This window comes from Endozoicomonas sp. YOMI1 (assembly GCF_024606345.1).
Lineage (GTDB): Bacteria > Pseudomonadota > Gammaproteobacteria > Pseudomonadales > Endozoicomonadaceae > Endozoicomonas.
In genome coordinates this window covers 1-11,260 of sequence record NZ_JAHHPM010000541.1, presented here as the reverse complement: position 1 = coordinate 11,260, position 11,260 = coordinate 1, and the positions used below count along the sequence as shown (strand labels likewise).

General features: G+C 45.7%; 8 protein-coding genes and 1 tRNA gene. 4 read left to right on the top strand and 5 right to left on the bottom strand.

The genetic code is table 11. The features are described 5' to 3' along the window. The first annotated feature begins 197 nt into the window (after positions 1 to 197). Positions 198 to 821 carry a GNAT family N-acetyltransferase gene (locus KDK15_RS19315; protein ID WP_257297029.1) on the top strand — a complete coding sequence of 208 codons (624 nt, stop codon included), beginning with the start codon at positions 198 to 200 and terminating at the stop codon, positions 819 to 821. Between the two features lie 161 nt (positions 822 to 982). Here the strand turns inward: KDK15_RS19315 and KDK15_RS19310 are convergent. Both KDK15_RS19310 and ung read right to left on the bottom strand, forming a co-directional pair. Further along, positions 983 to 1,062 (bottom strand) — tRNA-Arg (locus tag KDK15_RS19310). Positions 1,063 to 1,176: 114 nt separating this feature from the next. Then, positions 1,177 to 1,863: a uracil-DNA glycosylase gene (ung, locus tag KDK15_RS19305; RefSeq protein WP_257297028.1), complete on the bottom strand. Its 687-nt coding sequence runs from the start codon at positions 1,861 to 1,863 to the stop codon at positions 1,177 to 1,179. 152 nt (positions 1,864 to 2,015) lie between these two features. On the opposite strand from ung, the gene KDK15_RS19300 reads away from it, so the two are divergent. After that, complete coding sequence (locus tag KDK15_RS19300) at positions 2,016 to 3,014, top strand: Ppx/GppA phosphatase family protein (protein ID WP_257297027.1); 999 nt, start codon at positions 2,016 to 2,018, stop codon at positions 3,012 to 3,014. A gap of 340 nt (positions 3,015 to 3,354) precedes the next feature. On the opposite strand, the gene KDK15_RS19295 is transcribed toward KDK15_RS19300, so the two are convergent. The 3 genes from KDK15_RS19295 to prfB all read right to left on the bottom strand — a co-directional run bounded on the left by KDK15_RS19295 (position 3,355) and on the right by prfB (position 7,170). Continuing rightward, a complete protein-coding gene (locus KDK15_RS19295; RefSeq protein ID WP_257297026.1) occupies positions 3,355 to 4,077 on the bottom strand; it encodes a TetR/AcrR family transcriptional regulator in 723 nt (240 codons plus the stop codon). Positions 4,078 to 4,535: 458 nt separating this feature from the next. Then, positions 4,536 to 6,056 (bottom strand): lysine--tRNA ligase, encoded by a 1,521-nt coding sequence (gene lysS, locus KDK15_RS19290; RefSeq protein WP_257297025.1) that lies wholly within the window; start codon positions 6,054 to 6,056, stop codon positions 4,536 to 4,538. A 15-nt stretch (positions 6,057 to 6,071) separates the two neighbouring features. After that, a protein-coding gene (gene prfB / locus KDK15_RS19285; RefSeq protein WP_257297024.1) for a peptide chain release factor 2 occupies positions 6,072 to 7,170 on the bottom strand; the annotation gives its coding sequence in 2 pieces (ribosomal slippage) (positions 6,072 to 7,094 and positions 7,096 to 7,170; 1,098 coding nt in all). Positions 7,171 to 7,670: 500 nt separating this feature from the next. Between prfB and glk the strand changes: the two genes are divergently transcribed. Then, entirely contained in the window at positions 7,671 to 8,645 is a 975-nt protein-coding gene (gene glk / locus KDK15_RS19280; protein WP_257297023.1) for a glucokinase, read from the top strand. A 218-nt stretch (positions 8,646 to 8,863) separates the two neighbouring features. Continuing rightward, positions 8,864 to 11,209 carry a hypothetical protein gene (locus KDK15_RS19275; RefSeq protein ID WP_257297022.1) on the top strand — a complete coding sequence of 782 codons (2,346 nt, stop codon included), beginning with the start codon at positions 8,864 to 8,866 and terminating at the stop codon, positions 11,207 to 11,209. Positions 11,210 to 11,260 lie beyond the last annotated feature (51 nt).

Here is an 11,260-nt window from a genome sequence, read left to right as displayed (position 1 = left end):
GTAAAACCATCCTGAATCCCTCTGTTTAGATGGGATTACAGTTTAGTCGAAACTTTCAACTGATGAATTTAGGTTGAAGGAGAGCCGGTGGCTAATTACCAGCAGAATCTCACTCAGCTAAACTGCCTGATTTTAAGAAAGAACTTAAGTTCATAAACGTAGTCTTATTAAACAATACACTTTTATTGACTTAATTTATGAACCCAATGATTGATAGTGCAACATGCACAAAGGCTGTAAGTGACATCTCTCTGCCATACAATCTTATCTTAGAGGCTAAGTTTAAAGGCTATAAGTTAAGTGTTGTACCCAAAGTTTCCGGAATATCTTATTATCGAAAATATTGCTTAGACCGAAATAGTTGTTTTACCCCTGATGATCTGAAAGCGATGGAGAGAGAGTTAAACAAAGGTTCAGCTGTAAAAAATGCAAAGTATAGAGTTTTCGAGCTTGCTCGTGTTTCTGATGGTACTATGTCTGCTTTTATTGAGTTCAAAGTTTCGGCCAATGAAATACTTATTGAATATCTGTCTGTATCAAAAACTGATCAGAGAAGAGGAATAGGAACATTTTTGATGAAGTCAGCTAAGGAAGTTGCTTCAATCAAGAGAATACCAAACCTGTGGTTAAGTAGCGAACCTGATGTTGTTTCATTCTATGAACAAAACGGATTTAAAGGAGATAATCTACATTGTTCTTTACCACGAATGACATTATCAATAGCTGAGCGAGAGCATACTTGTCATGAAAAATTAGAATGCTATGACCTTGCCTATTCTGAAGCTCAGAAATTATCTATGGTTCCTTATAAGAAGGTTTAACAAAGATTATGCGAAGGGAGCGCAGAAAGGAGCACAGAAAGGAACTTCAAAAAGATCTCGCTTACGTAAGAGGTGAGCATCTCCAGCCAGCCAATTCACCTGTAAACTCCGGTGAATTATAATTTCTGATTCATAAGTACAGCAGAGAACTGCCATTGATATGGCGCGCTCGGGAGGATTCGAACCTCCGACCGCCTGGTTCGTAGCCAGGTACTCTATACAGCAGCTGAGCTACGAGCGCATGTAGACTGAAACGTACACAAACAGTGTTTAAACAACCGCCTGCATTCAGTGGCGTGCATCGTACATAAACTGATGTTCTATGTACAGCACTCATAGAACAATATATCACCGGTCAATTCAGAGGTGGCAGTTGCCAGTCTATAGGCTGTATTCCATGACTGGATAGATAATCATTGCTCCTGGAAAAAGGTCTGCTGCCAAAAAAGCCTCGATAGGCTGATAGTGGCGACGGGTGAACCGATTTCAGAACCAGGTGTTTACTGGTATCAATAAACCGCCCTTTTTTCTGTGCATAGCTGCCCCACAGAATAAAAACAATATGCTCTCGCTGCTCATTCAACGCGGCAACAATCCGATCAGTGAACGCCTCCCATCCCCTGCCCTGATGAGAAGCCGCCTGCTTATGCTCGACGGTCAACACACTGTTGAGCAGTAACACTCCCTGATGGGCCCAGTGTTCAAGAAATCCATGATTGGCTGGCGGAATGCCCAAATCTGACTCCAGCTCTTTATACATGTTAACCAGCGATGGAGGAATGGCAATTTCCGGACGTACTGAGAAGCTCAAACCATGAGCCTGACCCGGCCCGTGATAAGGGTCCTGCCCAAGAATCACCACTTTGACCCGTGCAAACGGTGTCAGGTCCATGGCCCGGAAATATTCTCCCCCCCTGGGGTAAACCATCTTTCCCTGAGCCTTTTCATGTTGCAGAAAGCTGCGCAGGGTCTGCATATACTCTTTGGTAAATTCATCCTGAAGCATGGCTTTCCAGGAAGGCTCCAATTTGATGTCTGGCATCACCCTACCTCTGACCTTCAAATGACATTGACAAATAAATTACCTCCAACCGCATAAGAGCCAACTACACTCTTTGCCAGCCAACGCACTTTAGCACAGCAACACCTTTACTAATAACAACTCAGTCCTCGTTATGGATCGCCTTCAATACAATGCAAACTTTTAATAAAGCATCTATCGGAATCTCTGCGGTTGTAGTCCTTCTTTTTAGCTGCCAGGCCCTGGCAAAACTCGAACGCAGGATGGCCATTGAAATTGATGCCAATACTATCCACTTCGCCATCGCCGACGTAAACAAAAAGACCGACAAAGTTTACCGGCACCTTGATTACGGTTCTCTGGAAGCCGGTTTCTACGATGACCTGTCATCCAGTGACAACCACTTCTTCAGCAGCTTTATGCTGAAAAAGGCTCAGAGACTCTTTCAAAAACTGCGAACCCGGCAGGAACATTTTAAGGCGGTTCAAGTAAGAGCCATTGCTACTGACATCTTCAGGGAGGCACACAACGCCGAAGAGCTGGTGCAGACAGTACGGCGTACAACAGGTATTGATATTCGAATTTTATCCCCTGAAGAGGAGGATCGAATGGATTTTTTCTCTGCTTTCACGGCGACCGATAATTCTGAAACACCGGTTGTCTGGGATATCGGGAAAGAGAGTTTTCAGTTGATTATCTCGAATCCCGAAGCAGGCCCATTTGCCCACAAAGGTGATTTTGGTTCCGTTTCCTTCATGGAATACCTGAAGGAAGTTGTCCAGAACAAACCACCACATTTTCCGGGTTCATTATCCCCCTTATCAACTGAAGAACTCGAAGCAGGTATCACCTTTGCACGATATCTTGCCCGTAAGACACCGGTCATTATTCGCAAAGAGCTGAAGAAAGATAAGGTAAAAATAACCGCTATAGGCCCGGTATTTCAGGAAGGTTTCGCAGAAGACACCCCCAGGCATAGAATGTCATTGGATAAGGGCAAGCTGGAGAGGTATATCCTGGATCAGGCCTCATCCAGCGATACCAATGAAGCCAGTCTTTCAAGTGCAATTTTAGTCTTTGGCTTCATGGAAGAGCTGGACATTACACAGATGTTTATCTCCGACCACAACAGCACTGTCGGTATGCTCGAATTTCCAATCCTCTGGCATTAACGCTTAATTCATCCCAAGATTGTCTGCATCTGCAAGGAATGCAACCGACCTGTTTCAACGCTTGTCAGCCTTTATTACGAGAAAAACTTCAGCCTCTAAGGGTAATTTTGACGTGATAGAGATTTTCCCTCGTTCCCATGCTCTGCGTGGGAATGCATACCGGAGCCTGAAGGATATGGAACAATCCGTTCCTGCCCAGAATCATGACAGTTTAATGGGAATTCAAATTTGCGGAAATATTAATCATACATTCCCACGGTGGACGTGGGAGTTCGGAGGGGATTGATCAGCCTCGGACCTTGGGAGGTGCCTGTATATTTAAAAACACAGCTTGGCTGCGCTAGTTGTATACACCCAGCATCAACTCTATCTGACGCTTAAGCATTACCCTGAGCCTGTCCGCTGTTGTTTCTTTCTCAAAACCTGCAATTAATCCCTGGTACTCAACATGAAGAATAATACTGCCAAAAAGTTCAGCATCAATATCAGGATGATTAGAGCCGATTTTTGAAAAGAATGTTTTGAGACTATCAAGAAAGAATTTCTGGTGACTGAAGGCAATGGGCCTCAGATTTTCGTTACGCAGGCACTCCTGCTGGAAAGCACGCTCTGCAATCAGGTAGTCACGATGCTCTGCCAGCTGAATCAGAACATACTCAATAGCGAGATCGCTGATCCGGTCAGCAAATATCTGACGACTGGCTTTATCCGATGGCACAAGCTCTTTCATGGCCATCTTCAGCATACTGTCAGACTCTTCCCAGTATGCCTTGAACTTCTGAGCCCCCATCTCCACAAACAGAGTGAAGGTGTCGGTAATCAAATCCGTAATATCTTTGAAATAATAGGTGGTTGCAGAAAGCGGAACATTGGCTTCTTTGGCAACAGCACGATGACGGACTCCCCTGACTCCGTCCCTGACAACGATTCTTAATGCCGCCTCAAGGATGGTACGACGACGCTGTTCACTATTGGCACGACTGGTTTTTCGCCCCTGATATTTCAATTTCATACCGCTGTCGTGCTTACCAGAGCTTTTTATGCCTTCTGATGAGGAATCCATTGTTGAGACCATATTAAGACTGCCTTACAGTTGCCTGATTGTTTTATAGCGTTCGTCCAGTACCATCGCTTGATCATGCATCTTAGTACAGAAATCAACCATACGTATGAAAACCGGTCCTGCAACTATTCAGGGTTATGAGACCGACAAACCTGTTGGTACTCCCCATGTCCTTTATACAGGCCGATTAGGCAGAGCGTATGGCAACATCCTGGCTTCACCAGCAAAGTGCGTCGACTCAACTTCAGGTTCCACACCTCAGATACTACATGAGCAGGCTTGAACTGCTCATGCATACTGAACCATCAGCATCCCGGAAAGTAACTGAGATAAGCAGGTAATTGCTAATACTGTTATCAAACGGCAGATAATCACATAGGCTGTGTAAACGATAACCTGCATCGTTGATTCAACAATTTGGCAAGCAAACTTAAACACAGATACTCCCGCATCAATTTCTATTGAGGACGCATGTGCGGGAACAACAATACATCCCTGATTGACGGCGCATCCGTAAACAGCATCACCAGCCGGTCAATACCGATACCTTCTCCGGCTGTGGGTGGCAGACCGTATTCAAGTGCATTGATATAGTCTTCATCGTAATGCATTGCCTCATCATCCCCGGCATCCTTTTCAGCTACCTGCTGTCTGAAGCGCTCAGCCTGGTCTTCTGAGTCATTCAACTCAGAGAAGCCATTAGCGATTTCCCGACCCCCCACAAAGAACTCAAAGCGCTCGGTAACAAAGGGGTTGTCGTCATTTTTACGGGACAGAGGCGAAACTTCGGTCGGATAATCAGTGATAAAGGTAGGGTTAAGCAAGTGATGCTCCACCGTTTCATCAAAGATTTCCATCTGAATCTTGCCAAGCCCCCAGATCGGCTTCACATCAATGCCCAGCTTACCGGCAACCTGTGTGACTGACTCCAGGTTGTCAATATCAGCAGCATCAAGATCCGGGTTGAAATGCAAGATAGATGCAAATACCGACATCCGCGCAAACGGCTTGCCAAAATCAATCATCTGCCCCTGGTACTCGAACTCAGTTTTACCCAGAACATCCTGAGCCAGCTGCTTCAGCATGGCTTCAGTGTGATCCATCATGTCGGTGTAATCCGCATAAGCCTGATAGAATTCGATCATTGTAAATTCCGGGTTATGTCTAGTAGACAGCCCTTCATTGCGGAAGTTCCGGTTAATCTCAAATACCCGTTCAAAACCACCGACGACAACGCGCTTCAGATAGAGTTCCGGAGCGATACGGAGATACATATCGATATCCAGCGCGTTGTGATGGGTCACAAACGGTCTGGCCGTAGCACCACCGGGAATCACCTGTAGCATCGGCGTCTCAACTTCCATAAAGTCCTGCCCCAGGAAGTAGTTACGGATACCCTGAATGATTTTGGAACGGATCCGGAAGGTTTCACGGGACTGTTCACTGGTAATCAGGTCAACATAGCGCTGACGGTAACGCTGCTCGGTATCAGTGAGGCCTTTATGCTTTTCAGGCAATGGACGCAGAGACTTGGTCAACAGCTGGACAGCACTCATATCAACGTAAAGGTCGCCTTTACCAGAACGCTGAACAGCACCTTCTACACCGATAATATCCCCCAGATCCCAGGTTTTGATGGCATCCAGGGTCTCTTTCGCCAGCTGCTTGCGGTTCACATAGAGCTGGATACGGCCGGACATATCCTGCAGTTCCATGAACGCGCCACGGTTCAACATAATACGGCCAGCTACTTTAACGGTGTGGTTCAGGCCTTCCAGGGCAGCCTTATCATGATCTTTGAACTGCTCCTGAAGATCGCCAGCCAGCGAATCACGGCGGAATTTATTCGGGAATGCCACCCCTTTTTCGCGAATGGCCGCCAGTTTTTCCCGGCGCAGGGTAACCAGGCGGTTCTCTTCATGGGCTTCAGCAGCCCTACCTTCCTGCAACTGTTCTGACAAAAAATGTTCTTCAGACATAAGATATTCTTCCAATTACAGGCCTTTTTTCAGGCTCGCCTCAATGAACTTGTTCAGGTCACCATCCAGCACAGACTGGGTATTCCGGGTTTCGATCCCGGTACGAAGGTCCTTAATACGGGAGTCATCCAGTACATAGGAGCGAATCTGACTACCCCAGCCGATGTCCGACTTGGAATCCTCCATCGCTTGAGACTCCACCGTTCTCTTTTGCATCTCCATCTCATAAAGCTTGGCCTTCAGCTGCTGCATGGCCTTGTCTTTATTCTGATGCTGGGAACGCTGATTCTGACACTGTACAACAATTCCCGTTGGCCCGTGGGTAATACGCACGGCAGAATCGGTGGTGTTTACGTGCTGTCCACCGGCACCACTGGAGCGATAGGTATCAACACGCAGATCCGCCGGATTGATTTCTATATCAATATTGTCATCAATCTCAGGAGAAACGAAGACGGAAGCAAAGGAGGTATGACGACGATTACCGGAATCAAACGGTGATTTGCGAACCAGGCGGTGAACGCCAATTTCAGTTCTCAACCAGCCAAAAGCATAATCCCCGCTAAACTGAACCGTTGCCGATTTGATACCTGCCACTTCACCGGCAGAGACTTCAATGATGTCCGTTTTGAAACCGTTGGCCTCACCCCAGCGCAGGTACATTCTCAGCAGCATATTGGCCCAGTCCTGGGCCTCAGTCCCCCCGGAACCGGCCTGAATATCAAGAAAGGCGCTATTGGGATCCATTTCACCGGAGAACATACGACGAAACTCAAGTGCTTCCAGTTTCCGGGCCAGTTCATCAAGCTCATCCTCAACGCCCTGGACACCCTCTTCATCTTCTTCTTCCACCGACATTTCCAGCAGTTCTTCACAATCGCCCAGGCCACTGGTCAGCTCATCAATGGTAGAAACAATCGCTTCCAGGGTGGAACGCTCTTTACCCAGCTTCTGGGCGTACTCCGGATCATTCCAGACGTTCGGGTCTTCCAGCTCCCGTTCTACTTCCTGCAACCGCTCACTGTTGTGAGCGTAGTCAAAGATACCCCCTAAGCACGTCAGTACGCGCTCTCAGGTCCTTGATACGCTCCTTAATGGGATTGATTTCAAACATTGCCCTATATCACTCACTTTTGTCAGGTGCACACGGCACCAATACTCTAATACTGCATAGCCCCATCAAGAGCTGACCAATACTGACGGCTCTGGAAATACAATGGGAATGGAGTTGGCAGCACATGGCTGCCTATAGAAGCTGCCCATGAAACACTGCTCACAAGACACAGCTCATGAAAAACAGCTGGCCGATCTCTGCAAGGAACCTGCCGGACTTAAGACTGTCCTACAACCGGATGATCTTACAACAATAGCCTGTTGGTTGGAATTGCTTCGATATTCAGCCACCAGCACCTGTTGAGGTTATATTGCCAACAGGGTGATTCAAAGAATGCATACCCGCACATTGACTCATGTCATGACATCAAACTACGCCTTTACTCAACAGTAAGGTAAAATCCCGCCCATTACTTCACCCTCACCCGTAACCCCAAAGCCCCACGTATCGGCCTGTATGGCGATATCTGCTCTGGGTACATAACAGAAGCACCCTTCATTATGTCACGTGACACCTTATTGAATGACTCAATAGCACTGGTTGCTGATATCGGTGGCACCAACGCAAGATTTGCACTCTCACTGGGTGGCAGGCTACAAACAGACTCAGTACAAATACTGGCCTGTAATGACTACGAAAACCTTGATCATGCGGTCATCGATTACCTGAGGCATCAGCAAGTAGCCGTGAATCATGCCTGCATGGCTTTTGCCTGTCCGGTGAGTGGCCAGACGATAAAAATGACCAACAACCACTGGTCATTCAACAAGTCTGAAATGAAAGACACACTGAAATTGCTGTCCTTCAAAGTGATCAATGATTTTACGGCCCAGGCGCTTGCCCTCCCTGCCCTGCCTGAAAACGCCCTGGTCAAGATTGGCAACGGAGAGGCAATTGCGGGGGCCACCAAACTGATTATTGGACCAGGCACGGGCCTTGGAGTCGCAGCACTGAAAAAGGCAGGCGATCACTGGCTGCCTTTGCCCGGGGAAGGCGGACATGCTGCATGTTCTCCCATATCCTCTATGGACAACGAGATTCTCGGTATTCTTCAGCAGAAACTGGGCTATGTTTCCTGGGAATCGGTACTGTGCGGTTCTGGTATCGAACGGCTGTATCAAGCCCATGGTATGTTGTCTGGTCAACCACAGACACTGAAAAACCATGAAATTACGGCCCAGGCACTCAGTGGCGACCCCCTCTGCAAACAGACATTACTGCATTTCTGCGAACTGCTGGGCAGAGCCGCCAGTAATGCAGCACTGACCACTGGAGCCCAGGGGGGCGTTTATATTGCTGGCGGTATTATTCCACGTTTCCCTGAGTTTTTCGCTCAATCGGACTTTAGAACCTCATTCGAAGTTAACGATAAGATGTCCAGCTATCTGGCTGCTATCCCAACCAGTCTGATTATTCACGACAACCCGGGCCTGACCGGTGCCTGTGAAGCATTAGGCAACCCATTCATTGATTGATTTTCGGGGCTGACCCTGATCCGGGTCAGCTTCCAGAGATACTGTTTTTTTCGACAGTGAAACAGTGCGTCCCAAACACTGAAACTGAAAAAGTTTCGGTGCTAATTGTATTGACCATCAAGGAACTTGTGAAAAATCCCGAAATCAAAAAACCAACCCAATAAAACTTATTCAGTTCAATTCGCTATAAGAAAAGAAATAAGAGGTTAAATCATAATATGCTTGTATCCACTGCTGCCAATCGCAATACACTGCTTAATGATTATCAAAAGCCCGCTGAAAACCGTCAAAACAAAAGAAAACAGCGACAGGATAAAAACAATCCCTCGAAAAAGATCAAGCTCGACACTACCCGGATAAACCATCAGGGGCGTGTCAAACAAGCGGGAGTACAAAAGAAACTACCGGAATACCAGGTCACTATGGCAAAAAGTCAGCGTATTCACCAAACCTCTCAGAAACGTAAACTGCGGATTGATACAAAGCAGAGCACTGAACGTCATTCAATTCCCACAATACTGAATAGAGTACTGGATGATATTCGTAAAATGGATATTGAGTACGCCATAAGTTCTGATAAATCCGTTCAAATGCCAGAGCATAAAAGATTACCCATTCACGGTAATTTCACCTGTGTTGGAAGGATTTATGAGCATTTACTGGTTCCAAAGATTCATCACTTAATACAAGAACTTTCTCCTATTAATGACTTAAAACAACAGCAGACCAAATACGCCATGCAAATAGCAGAGTTAGTCAAAACCTACAAAGTAGCCCAATGTGATGAGATGACTCATTTAATGGCTTCCTGCTGCCTGGAAAATCCGACCATCAGCCTGTTCAAAATGGTTATCAGCTTTTTTTTTGCCAGAACCGAATCAAAGAAAGGAAGGCTGAATAGATCCACCACTCATGTATGTTTGATGGTATGCCCAAGTCTTTCAGGTGATAGTGTGCAGGCGCAAAGCCAATGGTATGAAGCTGAACGCAAACATGCTCATAGTGATCTGCATTGTGCTGACGGGAGCTATCATCAGCCATCCTATATGGCTACTTCCGATATTTACATTGCTGATCCGTGTCAGCATGAATATTGGCCAGGAAGCCAGTGGCAGCAATTTATCAGCAGTATTGCCGATCATTATCTAACACCAACGGGTAAAGATTTTAAGAAAATAAAGGTACAAATAACGCCCTATCATTCGGAAACTGCCGTTAAGGAGCTACCAGTCGCAGATATACAGGCAGTGCCAGTTAACAGGGATACCCCAGACTATTCAGACATGCCGGCCTATTTTTATCTTGAAGAGTTCGTAAAGAAACCAATAAATAAAAAACGGGCTACTGAGATCACTAAGCAAAGACTGGTAAGAAATGGTGTAAAGATCCCTTCATTTAACACCGTAAAATCAAAACACAGGCAAAAATGGTCAACAAATTTAATACGAGTTCTGGCCTGGAAAATGACCCTTGATGTTAAAGTTCTGCACCGTGAAGATTTAGCCATCATTGATCCAGAATCAGAAGACTACTATCAATATATGATTGACTTTTTAGGTAAATCAACAATCGAATCATCGCTACATGTTATCAATATGACCAACAGCTTTAACAGGCATGGATTTCCATTTCCTGAACCATGCCGTAGATATTTTTTACCATCGAAGGAGTGGCTGCCGGGCCATATCAGGTATCTGGTTAGAGTAGCCAAACCTGAACGATCATTTTCGGATTACGAACTGATTAAAGTATTGAAAGTACTGAATCCTGTTGAACTACAAGATACCTATTTACGCTATCTGCATGAGTATTTGCAAAATAAGCTGGTTAAAAACCAAGGCTCCCAAGTACTGGAAAATGCCATCGGCCACATTAGACAGGGGAACATCCCTCTCCCTGCCATTGAAGGAATTACCAGCTGGAATATATTGACATTACGAAAACTGGCTGATTTATGTGTAGAAAAGTTTGGCGGCATCTCCGCAAAAACCGTTGCTCCCTATCCTTCTGTTGGCAGAAAAGAAGTTATACCAACCTCACCCGATGAGTTTGCCGACTGGTTTCTCAATAAACTTACCAACTGTCAATTTAATTTTAATAATTTCGATGGCAGGCTAAAGACTGCAAACCTGATTGTTAACATCAGTCCGATAGAAGGTATCACATTTAACCCCGTCCCACAAAAGGCAGACTGGATGTTGTACTATGTCTATCAGTACGGTTTTGACAAAAAAGAGATTTTCCATCAGACCTCTTCAACAACACTCTATCAAATGCTGAAACGCATTACCTCACCGGAAAAGCACTCAGAATTATACGATAAATTATTGTATCTCAGCTCAACATGGAGTGGTCTTCGAACTCACAGTTATTTGAGAAAATTGAGAACACATAACATCAAACTGCCCGATGATTTAATGTATTACACAGGCAAAAGCAGGATAATTGAGATGCATGCAAGGGCGGAAAAACTGAAGGAATCTGGCTGGCTGGCAGCCGATATAGACTTATCGCACCATAGAATATCAAGACATAAAAAAATAAGAGCACTCCATAACCGATAAGTAGTTGGCCAAATGGAATCGTATTTTTCTGGCTAAGTGGGCAGTTACTAT

What these genes read in the sequence shown, in the direction of transcription:
- KDK15_RS19315 (WP_257297029.1), top strand. Translation starts at nt 198, where the DNA reads ATGAACCCAATGATTGATAGTGCAACATGCACAAAGGCTGTAAGTGAC.
- ung (WP_257297028.1), bottom strand. Translation starts at nt 1,863, where the DNA reads ATGCCAGACATCAAATTGGAGCCTTCCTGGAAAGCCATGCTTCAGGAT.
- KDK15_RS19300 (WP_257297027.1), top strand. Translation starts at nt 2,016, where the DNA reads ATGCAAACTTTTAATAAAGCATCTATCGGAATCTCTGCGGTTGTAGTC.
- KDK15_RS19295 (WP_257297026.1), bottom strand. Translation starts at nt 4,077, where the DNA reads ATGGATTCCTCATCAGAAGGCATAAAAAGCTCTGGTAAGCACGACAGC.
- lysS (WP_257297025.1), bottom strand. Translation starts at nt 6,056, where the DNA reads ATGTCTGAAGAACATTTTTTGTCAGAACAGTTGCAGGAAGGTAGGGCT.
- glk (WP_257297023.1), top strand. Translation starts at nt 7,671, where the DNA reads ATGTCACGTGACACCTTATTGAATGACTCAATAGCACTGGTTGCTGAT.
- KDK15_RS19275 (WP_257297022.1), top strand. Translation starts at nt 8,864, where the DNA reads ATGCTTGTATCCACTGCTGCCAATCGCAATACACTGCTTAATGATTAT.